The organism is Micropruina sp., assembly GCF_047602085.1.
GTDB lineage: Bacteria > Actinomycetota > Actinomycetes > Propionibacteriales > Propionibacteriaceae > Micropruina.
This window is the reverse complement of record NZ_JASGID010000005.1, coordinates 15,789-31,106: the sequence shown is the minus strand read 5'-3', so window position 1 is coordinate 31,106 and position 15,318 is coordinate 15,789. Positions and strand designations below refer to the sequence as shown.

The window sequence follows — 15,318 nt, the reverse complement described above, 5'->3', positions numbered from 1 at the left end:
TGCCGTCCGGACTGTCCGATCGGACCATCAGCGTTCGACGAGGTTCCACTCGAAGGCGCGGACGACGGCCTTCAGTCGGCTGTCCACGCCGAGTTGTGCCATCAGCGACGAGACGTAGGTCTTGACCGTGGATTCCGAGAGGAAGAGCTGCTCGGCGATCTCGGCGTTCGAGTAGGCCTGGGCCAGCAGTTCCAGGATCTCCTGTTCGCGGCGGTTGAGGCGAAGGTGTGGCGGCGGCTCGCTCACCGCCCGCCGGTCGGCGCTGATCAGTCGGGTCAGCGGCTCGTCGGAGAACACCGTCGCGCCGTGATGCACGGCGCGCACCGCCTCGAGGATCGCCTTCGGGGTCGCGGTCTTGAGCAGCAGCCCGCTTGCCTGGGCGACGATCGCCTCACGTGCCAGCGCCTCCTCGTCGAAGGAAGTGAGCAGCAGGACGCGCGGCCGGCTGTCTGTGCCCTCGCGCAACTGACGCGCAGCCTCCAGACCGTTCAACTCAGGCATCCGGACGTCCATGACGACCACGTCCACCTCGCTCAGGTCGGCCTCGACGGCCTGCCGCCCGTCGCTGAGGCTGCCCACGACGAGCATGTCGGGGGCCGGGGCAAGGTAGGACTCCAGCGCCGCTCGGACGATGGGGTCGTCGTCGACCAGTAGAACGCGGATGGTGTCGTCGTCCGAACTCATGATTCTCCTTCGTGCTGCACGGCCGGCGGGGCCAGTGGTATCCGTACCTGCAGGATCCAGGTGCCGCCGCGCGCTCCGGCCTCGATCGATCCGCCGAGTGCGCGGACCCGTTCGCCGATCCCGACCAGGCCGAACTGGTTGGTGGGCACCGGCGACCGTCCGCCCGTCTCGTTGCGGACCACCACGTCGAGCTCGTCGTCGGAGTCGCCGATCATGACGGCGCAACCCGAGCCCGGCCGGGCATGCCGCAGGATGTTGGTGGTCGCCTCGCTGACCACGCAATTCAGGGTGTAGCGGACGGACTCGGGCAACTCGTCGACCCGGGCTTGCACCAGCACGCGGACGTCGAAGCCGGCGTGCTTGAGCGCAGCCACCTGCCGATCGAGAAGCTGATCCAACGTCTCGGTATGCAGGGTGGTGGCCGGTTCCGCTTCGCCGTCGGCGGCGCGCATCGCCGCCAGCATGCCACGCAGATCGCGCAAGCTGTGCCGTGCGACGGACGCGATGTAGTCGAGGTCGGCGATGGTCTCAGGGTCGGCTCCCGGACGCAGCTTGCCCGCTTCGGCGCGCACCACGACGGCGGTGGTGGCCTGGGCGACGGTGTCGTGCAGATCGCGCGCGATCGCGCGGCGTTGCGCGCGAAGGGCGAGCGCGCGGTCTCGGGTCAGCCGGTCCCGGGCGAGGGTCAACCGGTGCGACTGCCAGCCGACCAGGACGGCGATGCCGAGGGCGAACGTCCAGGCAGTGAGCCCGCCCACGTAGTGGGCGAGTCCGCCGGATTCGATAAGGGCCAGGATCGGCAGGTACCAGGCCACGAACAAACCGAGCAGCTTCCAGCTCCCGCGACTGCTGGCGACGACCGGCACCAAGACCACGGCCAGTGTCGAGGGACGGCTGACGTCGAGCGGGTATGCCGACAGCAGGCTCAACAGCACGCCGGTGGCGGTTCCTCCGCCCAGCAGCCATCGACCGGAACTGCCTGCCGCGATGCACAGGGCGATCTCCAGCAGGCCTGTGACCGGCGAACTCCAGTCCCCGAACAGCAGCACCGAGATGGCGACCAACAACCCCGCAGTCGCAGTCAGCGAGCCTCGCGGAATCCGGTTCGGCCGTCGCCACAGCGGCCCGCGCAGCGCTGCGGCGAGGTGGGGGTCGGTCGGCGACACGCGCTCAGTCTCGCATCAACGGCACGAAAGTACCGTCAGGTCGGTCCGCAAGGTGGATTCGGCGACCAGTTCGATCGGGTCATTCTCGAGGCGCTCGTTCCCAGGGTGGGAACAGCAGTTCCCGGAAGGAGAACGCAAATGAACCGTATCCAGACCGCCGTCGCCGTGATCGTGGCAGCGACCGGGGTGGTGATCGGCGCGGTGAGCGCGATGTGGCTCACCGGCACTTTCGGTATCGGCCGTCAGACCGCGAAGGCGATCGCCAATGCAGTCGACGCCGGCAGCTGGGCGATGTTCCTGGTCGCCATCGCGGCGACCGGCGGAATCGTCGGCGCCGGCCTGTGGGGCGTCCTCAAGCTGATCGCCTGGAGGGCCGGCAAGGCTGCCGTTATCGCCTGAGACGACGCAGGGAGGAGGGAGAGGCGAGCCGCATTCGCCTCTCCCTCGACCCGATCGGAATCCCCTCATTCGCAACAAAACTCGGAAGGAGTCCCGTTATGACGAATCGGATACCGCGATCATTATCTCATCTTCGTCCGGCAGTTCCCTGGCGCGAGACGTTGGTCGCGGCGGTGATCGTGGGCGCCAGCGCCGCACTGACGATAGGGGTCGGCCACGGCAGCGCCGGCAGCGCGGTCGGTTCCGACGCTGGTGTGCTGCCCGAGGCCGGCTGGGAGACCTTCACCACGATCCTGCTGCGGAACTCGGCGGTCGCGCTGGGGCTGTTCTCCGGCGCGGTCACCCTCGGCATCACCACCGGGGTGTTCCTGCTTCTGGTCGGGGGAATGCTCGGCTGGTCGATGGCGATCTCGGCGGCCGCGCTGGGGGTGGCCGAGACGTTGCTCCGCAGCTGGGCCTACACCCCGTTGGAGTTGGCTGGCTTCGTTCTTGCCGGCGCGGCCGGCTTGATCCCTCTGTTCGCGGTCGTCGGCCGAGCCACCGGGAACACCGCCGCCCGGGGCGAATCGTTGCCTCGAGCCCTACGGACATTCGTCGTGGCGTTGAGCGTCCTGGTGCTGGCCGCAGGGGTGGAGACCGCGTCCATCGGTTGGACGGCGCTCCGCACCGGAATCGTCTGACCCTTGGGCCGCCCGCCATCAATCACACCACACACCACTAAGGAGCCGAAAGTGACCCAGATGAGTAGTACTCGACCCCGTGCGGACAGTCGTCCCGAACCCCCAGTCGAGCCTGAACCGCGCCCGACCGGCGGTCGGTTCTGGTGGCTGGCGGCGGCCCTGATCGCGGCTGCACACGCGGCCAAGTTTCCGGCGATGCGCGATCATGTGCTCGCCAACCTGGACAAGGCCCCCGATCTCGGTGACATTCCCCCCGACATGCTGGCCGGTGCGCTGACCATCGGTACCGTGATGGGCCTGGCTCTCGGCCTGATCCTGTCGCTGGTCGCCCTGGGCCTGATTCGCCGACTGGCCTCCCGGTTGCCGACTCGGCACCCGGACTCCGCGGTGGTGTTCCCGTCGTGGCTGAGCGGCGTCGCCCTGGCCGGGCTGACGGTGCCCGATCTGATCACCGCGGCGACCGGAGTCATCCAGCCGTGGACCACGCCGTTGTTCCTGGTGGCGTATCCGGCGCTGGTGATACTCGCCATGCTGTCGTCCCCCCGCCCGGTCCGGGCACGTTACCGGATCGCGGACTTTGCACTGGCCGCCTTTCTGCCGTTCGTTTGAGTTTCGTCTATCAGTACGTCTTCTATCAGTTCATAGGAGGTTCGAATGTTCTCCCGGATGTTCACGATCGTCACGACTGTCACCCTGCTGGTGATGGCGGTACCTGCCGTCGTCATGGTGCAGGGCCTGCTGGCCGGCAATACCGACCCCAAATTCGTCGGCGCCGCCGTACTCGACCTGGCCGTGATAGCCGGATTGCTGTTACTGTTGCCGTTCGGCGGCCGGCGGCCCGGTTTGGCTCTGGTCGCGTTCGGCAGCATGGGTGTGATGGTCTACGCGACTGCCTGGCTGTTCGCCGGGCCCGCGGAGGCCCTGCTGAACGTTGCTTCCCTGGTGATGTGCGTCGTGGCGCTCTGGGCCGCGATCACGAAGGTCGACAGGATGCGGGATGAAACGCATTCGCACTTCGCCCGCTGACCCGCTGGCGGCCGCCTGGGATCTCTGGCTGGTTCGGCTGCTCACTCGCTTCTCGGTCGCGATTCCCCCGATCCTGGTCAGCATCGTGCTGGCTACCCTCACGGTCGGGATCGGGTTGCTCGGGTTCGCGGCCGTGCATCAGTTCGGCGACGCCGCCGCGACGGCGGTGCGGCAGGTGCCGGGCTTCTTCGGCCCCGGCCCGGACGGACTCACCGACGCGACGCATCTCGTCTTCGCCTGCGCACTGCCGCTGCTGGTGGTGACGACCCTCGGCATCGGTCAGATTCTGGGCCTGGCCTCCACCGACCCGACGGCCGCTCGGCAGGACCGTGCGGTGTGGCAGGGGCTCGGCCTGTCCTGCCGCGATGTGATCCTCAGCCACGAGGTGATCCCGCGACTGCCGGTGTTGGCGCTGAGCCTGGCTCCGGTCGCAGCGCTGGCCACCGTCCAAACGTTGTCCGATGCCGAGCACCTGCTGACGGTGCAACTGCTCGGGACGCCCGTCGCCGTCGAACTGGTCCGGCTGGGTGTGGCCGCTCGGCGGCTCCGGCGGATCAAGGACGCGGTGCATGGTTCGGTCGGCCCGGTGCTGGCCCGGCTGCTCGGGGCGGCGTTGCTCGGCACGATGGCCGGGTTCCTGATCCGGATGCTCCGGCCGTTGTGGAGCCAGGGGCCGGCGGATTCGACGGTGGCCCAGATCGCGCGTTGGCTGGTCACCCATCCGGTGCTGGTCGAGCTGCTCCATCGTGATCGTCGCCGGCGCGGGCGGCCTGCTGCTGGCCCGGGCGGTCGCCGGGGGCGGGGTGTTTCAGAGCACGGTCGTCCCCGCCCCGCGGCTGGGCGGAACCCTCGCCTCCCGGACGGTCGGCGGGCTCTTCCCGGTGACCGGTCCGCGCTGGCTGTTCGGGGTATGGGACGCCGCCGAGCTGCGCTGGTCGGTGGCCGCGGTCGTGCTGTTGCCGGCGGCCGGGCTCGACGCGAGCGCCCTGCCCAGCCAGGTGGTGGGCATCGTCCTGGTGGCCGCACTGATGGGATTCTGCGTCACCCGGCTCACCGCCAACGGCCCGTCCGCCGCTCTGATGCGGTTGCGTCACCACGTCGAGATGGGCTGCTCGCCGCACCGGCTGACCGCCGGGCTGGCCGGGGTGACCTACGCGGCGTCCGCACCCGTCCTGGCGACGATCTCGCTGCTGTTGCTGACCGGGGCCGGGGCCCCGTTGCCGGTGGCCCTCGGCGTGGTGGTGCTGGCCCCGATCGCCACGCTGACCACCGACGCGCTGGTGGCGCAACCGGGCGCCGACGGCTTGACCGAGTCGCGGCTGCTGATCCTCGCTCTTTTGCAGTCCCTGCTGGTCATCGGGGGCTGGTTCCTGTTCACCATCCATCCGGCGGCGGGTTGGCCGTTGCCGCTCATACTCGCAGGAGTGTTCACATGGTTATATCCACGACGTTTGACTCGCTGGCTGCCTCGGAGCAGGCCATGAGAGCTGGTCGCCACGGGATCGGGGCGACCGGACTGAACGCCGGCTACTGGCGCGGAGAACCGGTGCTGGCCGACCTCTCGCTGCGGCTGAACGGCCCGGGTTGGTTCCAGTTGGTGGCACCCAACGGGGCGGGGAAGTCGACCCTGTTCGAGGTTCTCGCCGGCTACCTGAAACCGTTCAGCGGCGACATCGTGATCGGCGACCTGCCGGTTCGGATCGGTCGCCGGGCGTCGACGCTCCGGCTGATCCGGGCCGACCCGGCCCTGGTGCCGGGGGTGACGGTTCGCGATCACCTGCACCTGTACGCGCGCCGCTACGGTGGGTCGCTGGACGAGCTGGTTGCGCTGGCGGTGCGACTGGGGCTGGAGCCGCACCTGGACAAGGCGCCGCATTCGCTGTCCACCGGGTCGCTGAAGAAGGCCTGGTTCACCTGCAACTGGGCCGGTGCCGAGCCGGTGTGGTGCTTCGACGAACCGTTCAACGGCGTTGATGAGGCGTCCGTCGACGAGATGATCGACCTGATGGCCGAGCGGGCCGGTGATCGTCTGCTGGTGATGACGTCGCACCAGCTGCCGGCGCCGCTGGGAGCCCGACCCGCCGTCGGCCAGTTCATCGGGGAACCATTCGACCTGCGGGAGGTGCATCGTGGCTGAATCGGGTCCGCGCCGGATCGCGCCACCGGACGTCCCCCCCGATCTCGTCGTGGCCGCCGGTGTCTCGGTGCTCCGCGGCACCCGGGCGGTGCTGGACGGGGTGAGCTTCCGGCTCGATGGCGGCCTGCTCGTATGCCCTGGTCGGCCCCAACGGGAGCGGAAAGTCCACCCTGCTCCACGTGCTGGCCGGTCTGGTGCCGGTGCGGGGCACGGTGGCGCCGCTGGTGCCGGCCGCGCTCATGACGACGCACCCCGGCTACCATCGCGACCGGTCGCTGCGCGACCACCTCAGAGTCGTGGCCCGGCAGCCGCTGGTGGACGCCGCCCGGCTGGCCACGCTGGTGGAGCGCTTGGGTCTGGTCGAGTTGTTGCCCCGCCGTCCGCGTGCCATGTCGCTCGGACAGCAGCGGGCGGTCAGTCTGCTCGCGCCGCTGGCGTCCAGGGCACCGTTGCTGCTGCTGGACGAGCCCTTCCTGGCACTGGACGCGCAGCGGGTGGCGATCCTGGAGCAACTGGTCCGCCAAGCCGCCGCGGAGGGCCGGATCGTGGTGGTTTCGTCCCACGAGCTCGCCCCGTTGCAGCGATGCAGCAGTGAGGTGCTGGCACTGTCCGCGGGACGGGTGGCCTTCGCTGGGCCGGTGGATGAGTTGATCTCCCGGTCCTGTCCGGCACGGGTGATCGTGGACACGGGCGAGCCGCGGCGGTTCGCCGAGTTGGTGGTACGGGAGTGGGAATCCCCGGTCGACGTCGAGCCGGACGGACGGCTGGCGATCGTCGGCCGGACCATGGCCGAGGTGTTGATGCTGTCGCAGCGTCACGGCGTCCCGATCGCCGGCGTGTGGGACGAGGTGGCCACGCTCGACGGTGCCGTTGCGGCAGCCGGAATCCCGGCGGGGGTGGCGGCATGAGTGCCGGTGCGGTGTCGGCGTGGTGGCGGGAGTGCGTCACCGAGACGGTCAAGGTCATCACGGTACGACGCAATCGGGTGCTGGCCGGGGTCGCGGTCGGCGTCGCCGTCGCCGTGCCCTGGCTGTTCCTGGCGGCGTTCGGCTGGTTGCGCGACCAGGGGGTGGCGGCGTCGTCGACGGAGGTGATCGCGCTGGCGCAGCGCAATCAGACCATCGCCCTCGCCCTGATGGTCGTGCTCGGATTGCAGGCCTACATCTCAGACGCCTCGAGCGGGCTGCTCGCCACGACACTGGCCGGTGGACGGACCTGGGCGCAGCCGGGAGGGAAGCTGCTGTTCGGTGCCATGTGGTCGGCGGTGCTGGCCATTCTGTGCACGGCGTCGGCGATGCTCGCCTGCATCATCATCGGCGTTCCCGAGCCCGGGACGGCCGCTCTCGGCTCCTGGTCGTTCTGGGCCATGTCCGCCTTTGCCCTGACCGCGGCGCTGCTGCTGCACTTCGAGTTCGGACTGGTGCTGGCTCTGCTCGCACGCAACAAGGGACTCGCGGTGGCAGCCGGGCTGATGGTGCCGTTCGTGCTGGTGGGCCTGGTACGAGGTGCCGTGCAGCAGGTCTCGGCCGGGGCGGTGGGCCTGATCGACTGGGTCCTGCCCACCGAGTTGGCTTCCCGGTTGCTGACTTGGGTTCCGGACGGCAACTCGCTGATGGACGCCCCGGTCGATGGACTGGCGGTCCGAGCTCTGCTGCTGCTCGCCTGGCTCGCGGCGGGCGCAGTGATCTGGCTGCTGGTGATGCGCCGGCGTTCGCTGTATCCCGCCGATCAGGGGTAGTGGGGGTGGATCGCGACCAAGCATCGACTGCCGGGTCTGCGCAGGTTCGGGTGAGCTGACCCGGCGTCACCGCCTCCGGATGTAGTGACTGAGGTTGGTTGATCAACCTTAGTCAGTCCTCTAGTCTCGAGTCATGGACGTGGTGAAGGTGCAGTACGCGAAGACGCACCTGTCCGCTTTGCTGAACGCGGTCGAGCGCGGCGAGGAGATCGTCATCTCCCGCGGTGATCGGGCCGTCGCGAGGCTGGTCCCGCTGAAGGAAGCCGAGGAGCGGGAGCTCGGCTTCGTCGCCTACCAGGTGCCCGAGTCGTTCTTCGAGCCGTTGCCCGAGGAGGAACTCGCCGCCTGGGAGGGCTCGGTGTGACCTACCTTCTGGACACCCACACGCTGCTCTGGGCGTTGACCGCGCCGTCGCGCCTCGGCGCCGAGGCTGCCCGCGTCATCGCCGACCGCAGATCGCAAGTCGTCGCTTCGGCGGCGTCCGCGTGGGAGATCGCGACCAAGCATCGAATCGGCAAGCTGCCGCAGGCGGACGCGGTGATCGGCGGCTACGCACGGCACCTGGATCGCCTCGGGGCCGTCCGGCTGCCGTTGACCGAGGAACACTGTCTGCTCAGCGGAAACCTGGATTGGGCGCATCGTGATCCGTTCGACCGAATGCTGGCGGCCCAGGCGATGATCGAGTCGATGACTTTGATCACCGACGATGCGGCGTTCCGGGGGCTGCCGGGTCTCCGCACGCTCTGGTGAGTTTGACGCGTTGGGGACCCCAGCCTTCCGTCGTGACATCGCCTGCTGAAAGGCACATCGCCTGTGTTCCTGCACAGGCGATGTCGCTTTGCGCAGGCGACCTCGTAGCCCGGCGTCCGGAGGACGGGGTCTCTTGGCGTTCGATGCGGTGTAGCAGCATCCGTCCGAGGCCCTGGCCTTGCAGATCGGGGGCGACCATCAGGCGTCCGACATCCCAGTCGGTGCCCGATTCCTGGCGCGACGAGGAGAGGATTTGCTAAACTTTCTCGATAGGGGAGTGGGAGATCCGGGTCACCGACGAGTGGCTCGCCTGGTTCCGGGGAGTCGACCGCACCTCACAGGCCTTGATCACTGATGCGATCGATCGGCTCGCCGATGCTGGTCCTAACCTCGGCCGGCCTCTCGTCGATCGCGTCAAGGCATCGAAGGTTCATAACCTGAAGGAGTTGCGTCCTGCGTCAGCTGGACGAAGTGAGATCCGCATCCTGTTTGTGTTCGACCCGTGGCGCTCGGCGATCTTGCTGGTCGGCGGGGACAAGTCGGGTCGATGGAGCGACTGGTACAAGGTGGCCATTCCACAGGCGGAGCGGCTGTACCACGAGTATCTGGACGAGAGGCGACGTGAGGAGGAGTGATGGCAACCAAGAAGTGGGCGGATGTGCGGCCCGGCGTCGTGGCTGATCTAGGCCCCGAGGTACTCGCTGAGGCGGCTCAGCGTACCCAGAGCTACATCGACGCGCACCGCCTTGCCGAGCGCCGGAAGGCCCTCGGCCTTACGCAGTCGGATGTGGCCGAACGCATGGGTGTGACCAAGAGTCGAGTCTCCCAGATCGAGCGTGGCGAGGTCTCGACGGTGGATGTCATCGCTCGCTATGTGGAGGCGATCGGTGGCCACCTGCAGATCTCGGCGATCTTCGGTGACGATCTGTTCATTCTGCGCAGCGCTGATACCAGCGCCGCCTGACCTGGGGCCTGTTACGGAAGTCCGGTCCGGTTCGCGGGGTCCCGCATCCCGACCGGCTGCGTTCTCGTCAGTTGCCGTACGACCCGGTATGACGCCCTCCTCGGCCTTGCCGGACCGAGCGCGGATACCCCGCTCACTGATCGAACCCGACTTCCGTAACAGGCCTTAGCCGGCGGTCGCCGGCGTTGGTCGTGCCGTGAGGTTCTTCACCAGGCGGACGGTGTGCGGGACGTGGGGGAGTGAGTCGTCATCGTCCGGAACCACCTGGTAGCCGGCGCGCGTGTACAGACGGATGTTTGCTTCGCTGAGCCGGCCGGTGAACAGCCAGAGTCGGCGGGTGGACGGCGGCGCTTGGTGTTCGATGTGGCGTAGCAGCATCCGTCCGAGGCCTTGGCCTTGCAGATCGGGGGCGACCATCAGCCGTCCGACCTCCCAGTCGGTGCCGCGGAGGATGCCGCGTACCGCACCGATCAGGCGCGGGCCGCGGCGCAGCACCCAGGTCTCGTAGTGCCCGAAGTTCGCCTGCACTGTGGCCAGGTCTTCGTGCAGCGCCGGGATCTCGAAGGTGTCGTTGAGGATGGCGTCCGGGGTCCAGCAGGCGCGTTGCAGCACCAGCAGCTCGGCGGCATCCTCTGGCCGGGCGGGTCGCAGTTCGTCGGTGACGGCCTGGTCAGCCGTGACGGCCTGGTCGTCCGTGGCGGGCTGGTCGAACGCGGACGGTGCCGTGACCGGCAGCTGTTGGGCGGCTACCTCTCCGATCACTGCGATCGCCGGGGCGTGGATGCCGGCCTGCTTCGCCTGCTCAGCGATCTCGGTGACGCTGGTGCGAACGGTGCGCATCGTTGGCAGCCAGGCGTCGGCGATCACCGCAGCCGGAGTGCTGGCGGCCAGTCCTTGAGCGACGAGCTCGGTGCAGATAGCCCCGAGGTTGGCCACTCCCATCAGCACCACGATGGTGTGCCCGGCGTGCGCCAGCGCCGTCCAATCGGTGGTCGAGGCCGGGTGACCGGGCGGGACATGTCCCGAGACCACGGTGAACGCCTGCACCATGCCGCGGTGAGTGACCGGGATCCCAGCCAGTGCCGGTCCGGCGACCGCTGAGGTGACGCCCGGAATTACCGCCACGCCCAGACCGGCCTCGGCGCAGGCCAGCACCTCTTCGCCGCCGCGTCCGAACACGAACGGGTCGCCGCCCTTGAACCGGACGACGTGCCGTCCGGCCCGGGCGTGGTCGATCAGCAGTTCGTTGATCCGCTGCTGCGACGTGGACCGTCCACCCGGGATCTTGCCGACGTCGATCAGCAACGCGCCGGGCGGGCACTCGTCCAGGCAGGCCAGCGGGGCCAGATGGTCGTAGAGGACGACATCGGCGGTGCGCAGTGCGTCCAGTCCGGCGACGGTGAGCAGTCCCGGATCGCCGGGTCCGCCGCCGACGAGGATGACCCGCCCGGTCATCGCGTACCTCGGCCGTAGAGCCTGTGCTGGTTGAGCTTGTCGAAACCTCGCGAAGGGGTCTCGACAGGCTCGACCAGCGGTTGGTTGGGGGTCTCGACAGGCTCGACCAGCGGTTGGTTGGGGGTCTCGACAGGCTCGACCAGCGGTGCGGTCACGAGCGGCTCGCTGCCTGGGCGGCGGCGGGCAATGCGTCGACGATCCGGTTCAGCACGGCGTCGTCGTGTGCCGCGGACAGGAACCAGGCCTCGTAGCCGGACGGCGGCAGCGCGACCCCGGCGTCCAACATGGCGTGGAAGAATCGGGCGAACGCCGCCGAATCCTGTTGCTGCGCGGCCGCGTAGTTGTCGATCGGGCCGTCGAAGTCGCCGAAGAAGACGGTGAACAACGAGCCGGCTGCCTGCACCCGGTGCGGGACCCCGGCCGAATCCAGTGCCGCCCCGATCGCGCCCTGCAGCGCGGACGATGCGGCGTCCACCCGCTGGTAGACGCTCTCGTCGGCCAGCGCGAGCGTGGTGATGCCGGCCGCTGTCGCGAGCGGATTCCCGGACAACGTGCCCGCCTGGTAGACCGGTCCGACCGGTGCCAGCAGATCCATCAGCTCGGCACGTCCGCCGATCGCGGCCAGCGGCATGCCGCCGCCGACCACCTTGCCGAAGGTGAACAGATCGGGCGCCTCAGCCAGCGGAGTGGTCTCGACACGCTCGACCGACGATTGCTCCAGCCCCCACCAACCGCGGTAGCCGACCCGGAAACCGGTCAGCACCTCGTCGAAGATCAGCAGCGCACCGTGCCGCTTAGTGATCTCCCGCAGGAAGGCGTTGAACCCGTTCCGCGGCGGAACCACCCCCATATTCGCCGGGGCCGGTTCGGTGATGACCGCGGCGATCTGGTCCGGGTGTGCTGCGAACGCCGCTTCCAAGGCGTCCGGATCGTTGTAGGGCACCACGATCGTCTGGGCGGCGGTTGCGGCGGTCACCCCGGCCGACCCAGGCAGGCCCTGGGTGGCGACTCCCGAACCGGCGGCCGCCAGCAGGCCGTCGGAATGCCCGTGGTAGCAGCCGGCGAACTTCACCACCAGGTCGCGTCCGGTGGCGCCGCGGGCCAGCCGGATCGCCGTCATGCACGCCTCGGTTCCGGTGGAGACGAAGCGCACCTTGGCGGCCTCCGGCACCCGGAACCGGACGGCCTCGGCCAACTCAACTTCGGCCTGGGTGGGGGCGCCGAACGACAGCCCGCGTGCCGCCGCGGCCTGAACGGCGGCCACCACCTCGGGGTGGGCGTGGCCGAGCAGTGCCGGCCCCCACGAGCCGACGGCGTCGACGTATTCGCGGCCGTTCGTGTCATACAGATACGGCCCGGACGCCCGGGCGATGAACACCGGGTCGCCCCCGACCGAGCCGAACGCCCGGACCGGTGACGACACACCACCGGGGATCACCCGGCAGGCCCGCTGGTAGAGGCTCATCAGTTGCTCCCGTTCGCACGTTCGGCCAGTTCGGAGGCGGCATAGGTCAGCACGATGTCGGCACCGGCCCGCAGGATCGCGGTGACCGCTTCGGCCAGCGCGGCGTCCCTGTTCAGCCAACCGCGCTCTGCGGCGGCGCAGACCATCGCGTACTCGCCCGAGACGTGATACGCGGCGACCGGCACTTGAGACCGGGCGGCGACGTCGGCGAGCACGTCGAGGTAGTAGCCGGCCGGCTTCACCATCAGCATGTCGGCGCCCTCGGCCTCGTCCAGATCGGCTTCCCGGACGCCCTCGCGGCGGTTCGCCGGATCCTGCTGATAGCTTCGCCGGTCGCCGGAGAGCGAGGAGTTCACCGCTTCGCGGAACGGTCCGTAGAAGGCGGAGGCGTACTTGGCGGCGTAGGCGAGGATCGCGGTGTCGGTGAAGCCGGCGGCGTCCAGCCCGTCACGGATCGCGGCCACCTGGCCGTCCATCATTCCGGACGGCCCGACCACATGCGCGCCGGCCCGGGCCTGGCTGAGCGCCAACTCGACGTAGCGGTCGTTGGTGGCGTCGTTGTCGACCCGGCCGCGCTCGTCCAGCACCCCGCAGTGGCCGTGGTCGGTGAACTCGTCCAGGCAGGTATCGGCCATGAGCACGATGTCGTCGCCGACGGCGTCCCGGACGGCACTCAGCGCCCGGTTCAGAATGCCGTCCGGTGCCGAGCCGACCGAGCCGACCGCGTCCTTGTCCTCGGGACGCGGCACGCCGAACAGCATCACGCCACCCAACCCGAGCGCGGCGGAGCGGCGCACCTCGTCGACCAGCGAATCGACGGTGTGCTGCACGATGCCCGGCAGTGAGCTGATCGGACGCGGGGCGTCGAGTCCCTCGGCGACGAACATCGGCAGCACCAGCTGACTCGGATGGATCCGGGTCTCAGCCACCAGGCGGCGTATCGCCGGCGTGGTGCGCAGCCGGCGCGGACGGACGATCATCGAGCTTCCTTTCGAAGGGTGACCAGGGCGTTCACCAGCCCGGCCGGAGTTGCTTCGGCAGCGGTCGCGACCACCGTGAACCCGGCGCCGCGGGCGGCGGCGGCGCTGCTTTCGCCGAGCGCAACAACCGGGGGACCGGGGCGACCGAGCAGGTCGGCGGCGGCCCGGACGACGGACGGCGCGGTCACCACGAACGCGTCGAAACCGTCCGGCCAGCCTAGGCGAACCTCCTCATCGACCCCGTCCACGGGATCGGTCCGGTAGACGGCGACCCGATCGACGTCGAACCCGCGGGCAGTGAGTCCGGCGTCCAATCCTGCGGCTGGGTCCGCAGCCCCGGGAACTAGCACCCGTCCGGGTTGATCGGGAGACGGCGAAGGGAACGACGCCGCCAGGTCCGCGCCGCCGGAGCCGGACGCCGGCAGCAGGTCCACCCGCAGCCCGGCTTCCTGGGCCGCAGCGGCCGTGGCCGCGCCAACGGCGGCGACCTTGGTGTCCTCAGGCAGCATCAGGGCAAGGTCGGCACCGAGGTCACGCAGCGCTCTGAGTGTCCGAGCTGAGGTCAGCACCAGCCAGTCGTAGCCACCGGTGGCGAGCCCGTCCAGCCGCTCACCGAGACGCGGATCGGTCACCGTGGCGTGTCGAGTGAAGGACGCCGTCGTCACCCGCGCACCGCGCAACGCGACCGCTTCGGCCAGCCGGGACGGCGGCATCAGCACGCGCAACCCCACCAGCGGAGCCAGGTCCTGAGCCATGGAGGTCAGCATCGCGCCGACAGCGGTACGCGGGGACAGGCCCCTCGGTCCACTTTCGAGCCTGACGGAGTTGGCGACCGTGGTCATCCCGTCCGGGGTGGCAAGCCGGGACCGCAGCCGCAGCACCGTTGGTTGGGCTTGCCTTGGTTGAGCTTGCGTTGGTTGAGCTTGTCGAAACCCCTCGTCCTCGACGGCCTCGCCACGGTCTCGACCAGCTCGACCAGCAACCGTCGGGGTCTGATCCGAGGTGACCTCGGCCAAGGCGCCGAACGGAGCCGCGCAACCGGCCTCGACCAGCCGCATCAACTCCCGCTCTGCCTCCACCGCGAACCGGGTGGGGGAGTGGTCGAGGTGCGCCAGCAGGGCCAGCAGCTCGGTATCGTCGCTGCGGCACTCCAGCGCCAACGCCCCCTGCGCGGGTGCCGGCACCAGCACGTCGGGTTCGAAGAACTCGGTGATCGCGTCGGCACGCCCCAGCCGGTTCAGGCCGGCGGCGGCCAGCACCACGGCGTCCAGATCGGCGCCGACCCGGCCCAGTCGGGTGTCGACGTTGCCGCGGATGTCCACGATCTCCAGATCCCCACGGGCAGCCCGAAGCTGAGCGGCTCGCCGGGGAGACCCGGTGCCGACTTTCGCGCCCCGCGGCAGACCCCAGAGCCCCAGACCGTCGCGGGCGCACAGCGCGTCCCGGGGATCCTCGCGCTCCGGGATCGCGCCCAGCGTCAATCCCTCGGCAGGGGTGGTCGGTAGATCCTTCAACGAGTGCACCGCCAGGTCGCAGACCCCGTCCAGCACCGCCTCACGAACGGCCGCCACGAACACCCCCACGCCGCCCATGCTCGACAGCGGGGCGGCGGAGACGTCGCCCAGAGTCTTCACCGGCACCAACTCGACCTCGGCGCCGAGCCCGCGCAGGGCGTCCGCGATCATCCCCGACTGCGCCAACGCCAGCCGGGATCCACGGGTTGCCAGCCTGATCCGCACCGTCCGATCTTGCCCTACCGTGCGCTTCGGGGAGTGCCACATCCGGGGGCTGGTCGGTGCTGTCCAGGGTCCGGACGTGGCCCTGACTGCGCCCGACAGACATTTATAGTCATTTCAACTAATAACAGATACGAT

At 69.4% G+C, this 15,318-nt stretch carries 19 protein-coding genes and 3 pseudogenes; 12 read left to right on the top strand and 10 right to left on the bottom strand.

Annotated elements, in window-relative coordinates:
* Positions 1-27 precede the first annotated feature (27 nt).
* Both QM721_RS09010 and QM721_RS09005 read right to left on the bottom strand, forming a co-directional pair.
* A complete protein-coding gene (locus tag QM721_RS09010) occupies positions 28-684 on the bottom strand; it encodes a response regulator (protein WP_415121119.1) in 657 nt (218 codons plus the stop codon).
* Entirely contained in the window at positions 681-1,850 is a 1,170-nt protein-coding gene (locus QM721_RS09005) for a sensor histidine kinase (protein WP_415121117.1), read from the bottom strand. Before QM721_RS09005 ends, QM721_RS09010 begins: the two co-directional genes overlap by 4 nt.
* Before the next feature lie 138 nt (positions 1,851-1,988).
* Here QM721_RS09005 and QM721_RS09000 point away from each other — a divergent pair, with 138 nt between their 5' ends.
* The 4 genes from QM721_RS09000 to QM721_RS08985 all read left to right on the top strand — a co-directional run bounded on the left by QM721_RS09000 (position 1,989) and on the right by QM721_RS08985 (position 3,955).
* Positions 1,989-2,249 carry a hypothetical protein gene (locus tag QM721_RS09000; protein ID WP_415121115.1) on the top strand — a complete coding sequence of 87 codons (261 nt, stop codon included), beginning with the start codon at positions 1,989-1,991 and terminating at the stop codon, positions 2,247-2,249.
* Between the two features lie 98 nt (positions 2,250-2,347).
* The gene (locus QM721_RS08995) at positions 2,348-2,929 is read left to right on the top strand and encodes a stage II sporulation protein M (RefSeq protein ID WP_415121113.1); all 582 of its coding nucleotides are present in this window, start codon (positions 2,348-2,350) and stop codon (positions 2,927-2,929) included.
* Between the two features lie 195 nt (positions 2,930-3,124).
* On the top strand, positions 3,125-3,538 hold the full coding sequence (locus QM721_RS08990; RefSeq protein WP_415121112.1) for a hypothetical protein: 414 nt from the start codon (positions 3,125-3,127) through the stop codon (positions 3,536-3,538).
* Positions 3,539-3,595: 57 nt separating this feature from the next.
* Positions 3,596-3,955 carry a hypothetical protein gene (locus QM721_RS08985; protein ID WP_415121111.1) on the top strand — a complete coding sequence of 120 codons (360 nt, stop codon included), beginning with the start codon at positions 3,596-3,598 and terminating at the stop codon, positions 3,953-3,955.
* Here QM721_RS08985 and QM721_RS08980 read toward each other — a convergent pair.
* Positions 3,903-4,700 (bottom strand): hypothetical protein, encoded by a 798-nt coding sequence (locus QM721_RS08980; RefSeq protein WP_415121110.1) that lies wholly within the window; start codon positions 4,698-4,700, stop codon positions 3,903-3,905. The genes QM721_RS08985 and QM721_RS08980 overlap by 53 nt on opposite strands.
* Before the next feature lies 1 nt (position 4,701).
* Here QM721_RS08980 and QM721_RS08975 point away from each other — a divergent pair, with 1 nt between their 5' ends.
* The 6 genes from QM721_RS08975 (at position 4,702) to QM721_RS08950 (ending at position 8,580) form a co-directional block, all read left to right on the top strand.
* Positions 4,702-5,439: a hypothetical protein gene (locus QM721_RS08975; RefSeq protein ID WP_415121108.1), complete on the top strand. Its 738-nt coding sequence runs from the start codon at positions 4,702-4,704 to the stop codon at positions 5,437-5,439.
* Entirely contained in the window at positions 5,436-6,092 is a 657-nt protein-coding gene (locus QM721_RS08970) for an ABC transporter ATP-binding protein (protein ID WP_415121106.1), read from the top strand. Before QM721_RS08975 ends, QM721_RS08970 begins: the two co-directional genes overlap by 4 nt.
* A gap of 116 nt (positions 6,093-6,208) precedes the next feature.
* A complete protein-coding gene (locus QM721_RS08965; protein WP_415121104.1) occupies positions 6,209-7,000 on the top strand; it encodes an ABC transporter ATP-binding protein in 792 nt (263 codons plus the stop codon).
* The gene (locus tag QM721_RS08960) at positions 6,997-7,830 is read left to right on the top strand and encodes a hypothetical protein (RefSeq protein ID WP_415121102.1); all 834 of its coding nucleotides are present in this window, start codon (positions 6,997-6,999) and stop codon (positions 7,828-7,830) included. The genes QM721_RS08965 and QM721_RS08960 overlap by 4 nt, the downstream gene beginning before the upstream one ends.
* 133 nt (positions 7,831-7,963) lie before the next feature.
* Positions 7,964-8,194: a type II toxin-antitoxin system Phd/YefM family antitoxin gene (locus tag QM721_RS08955; RefSeq protein WP_415121100.1), complete on the top strand. Its 231-nt coding sequence runs from the start codon at positions 7,964-7,966 to the stop codon at positions 8,192-8,194.
* Positions 8,191-8,580: a type II toxin-antitoxin system VapC family toxin gene (locus QM721_RS08950; protein WP_415121099.1), complete on the top strand. Its 390-nt coding sequence runs from the start codon at positions 8,191-8,193 to the stop codon at positions 8,578-8,580. The genes QM721_RS08955 and QM721_RS08950 overlap by 4 nt, the downstream gene beginning before the upstream one ends.
* On the opposite strand, the gene QM721_RS08945 is transcribed toward QM721_RS08950, so the two are convergent.
* On the bottom strand, positions 8,528-8,833 hold the full coding sequence (locus tag QM721_RS08945) for a GNAT family N-acetyltransferase (RefSeq protein ID WP_415122052.1): 306 nt from the start codon (positions 8,831-8,833) through the stop codon (positions 8,528-8,530). The genes QM721_RS08950 and QM721_RS08945 overlap by 53 nt on opposite strands.
* Positions 8,834-8,849: 16 nt before the next feature.
* Here QM721_RS08945 and QM721_RS08940 point away from each other — a divergent pair, with 16 nt between their 5' ends.
* Both QM721_RS08940 and QM721_RS08935 read left to right on the top strand, forming a co-directional pair.
* Positions 8,850-9,215, top strand: coding sequence for a type II toxin-antitoxin system RelE/ParE family toxin (locus QM721_RS08940; RefSeq protein ID WP_415122050.1), 366 nt, complete (start codon positions 8,850-8,852; stop codon positions 9,213-9,215).
* Entirely contained in the window at positions 9,215-9,544 is a 330-nt protein-coding gene (locus QM721_RS08935) for a helix-turn-helix domain-containing protein (protein ID WP_415121097.1), read from the top strand. Before QM721_RS08940 ends, QM721_RS08935 begins: the two co-directional genes overlap by 1 nt.
* 165 nt (positions 9,545-9,709) lie before the next feature.
* On the opposite strand, the gene QM721_RS08930 is transcribed toward QM721_RS08935, so the two are convergent.
* The 6 genes and pseudogenes from QM721_RS08930 to hemC form a co-directional block, all read right to left on the bottom strand.
* On the bottom strand, positions 9,710-10,156 hold the full coding sequence (locus QM721_RS08930) for a GNAT family N-acetyltransferase (protein ID WP_415122048.1): 447 nt from the start codon (positions 10,154-10,156) through the stop codon (positions 9,710-9,712).
* Between the two features lie 111 nt (positions 10,157-10,267).
* Positions 10,268-10,999: pseudogene (gene cobA / locus QM721_RS08925) on the bottom strand (uroporphyrinogen-III C-methyltransferase); the annotation flags it as partial.
* Between the two features lie 151 nt (positions 11,000-11,150).
* On the bottom strand, positions 11,151-12,464 hold the full coding sequence (hemL, locus tag QM721_RS08920; RefSeq protein ID WP_415121095.1) for a glutamate-1-semialdehyde 2,1-aminomutase: 1,314 nt from the start codon (positions 12,462-12,464) through the stop codon (positions 11,151-11,153).
* Positions 12,464-13,444, bottom strand: a complete 981-nt coding sequence (hemB, locus tag QM721_RS08915; RefSeq protein ID WP_415121093.1) for a porphobilinogen synthase — start codon at positions 13,442-13,444, stop codon at positions 12,464-12,466. The genes hemL and hemB overlap by 1 nt, the downstream gene beginning before the upstream one ends.
* Positions 13,441-14,085 (bottom strand): annotated as a pseudogene (locus tag QM721_RS08910) (uroporphyrinogen-III synthase); the annotation flags it as partial. The gene hemB and the pseudogene QM721_RS08910, both read right to left, overlap by 4 nt.
* Before the next feature lie 72 nt (positions 14,086-14,157).
* Positions 14,158-15,225 (bottom strand): annotated as a pseudogene (hemC, locus tag QM721_RS08905) (hydroxymethylbilane synthase); the annotation flags it as partial.
* Between the last annotated feature and the right edge of the window lie 93 nt (positions 15,226-15,318).

What these genes read in the sequence shown, in the direction of transcription:
- QM721_RS08960 (WP_415121102.1), top strand. Translation starts at nt 6,997, where the DNA reads ATGAGTGCCGGTGCGGTGTCGGCGTGGTGGCGGGAGTGCGTCACCGAG.
- QM721_RS08965 (WP_415121104.1), top strand. Translation starts at nt 6,209, where the DNA reads ATGGCGGCCTGCTCGTATGCCCTGGTCGGCCCCAACGGGAGCGGAAAG.
- hemL (WP_415121095.1), bottom strand. Translation starts at nt 12,464, where the DNA reads ATGAGCCTCTACCAGCGGGCCTGCCGGGTGATCCCCGGTGGTGTGTCG.
- QM721_RS08985 (WP_415121111.1), top strand. Translation starts at nt 3,596, where the DNA reads ATGTTCACGATCGTCACGACTGTCACCCTGCTGGTGATGGCGGTACCT.
- QM721_RS08980 (WP_415121110.1), bottom strand. Translation starts at nt 4,700, where the DNA reads ATGGAGCAGCTCGACCAGCACCGGATGGGTGACCAGCCAACGCGCGAT.
- QM721_RS09010 (WP_415121119.1), bottom strand. Translation starts at nt 684, where the DNA reads ATGAGTTCGGACGACGACACCATCCGCGTTCTACTGGTCGACGACGAC.
- QM721_RS08955 (WP_415121100.1), top strand. Translation starts at nt 7,964, where the DNA reads ATGGACGTGGTGAAGGTGCAGTACGCGAAGACGCACCTGTCCGCTTTG.
- QM721_RS08935 (WP_415121097.1), top strand. Translation starts at nt 9,215, where the DNA reads ATGGCAACCAAGAAGTGGGCGGATGTGCGGCCCGGCGTCGTGGCTGAT.
- QM721_RS08990 (WP_415121112.1), top strand. Translation starts at nt 3,125, where the DNA reads ATGCGCGATCATGTGCTCGCCAACCTGGACAAGGCCCCCGATCTCGGT.
- QM721_RS08970 (WP_415121106.1), top strand. Translation starts at nt 5,436, where the DNA reads ATGAGAGCTGGTCGCCACGGGATCGGGGCGACCGGACTGAACGCCGGC.
- QM721_RS08995 (WP_415121113.1), top strand. Translation starts at nt 2,348, where the DNA reads ATGACGAATCGGATACCGCGATCATTATCTCATCTTCGTCCGGCAGTT.
- hemB (WP_415121093.1), bottom strand. Translation starts at nt 13,444, where the DNA reads ATGATCGTCCGTCCGCGCCGGCTGCGCACCACGCCGGCGATACGCCGC.
- QM721_RS09000 (WP_415121115.1), top strand. Translation starts at nt 1,989, where the DNA reads ATGAACCGTATCCAGACCGCCGTCGCCGTGATCGTGGCAGCGACCGGG.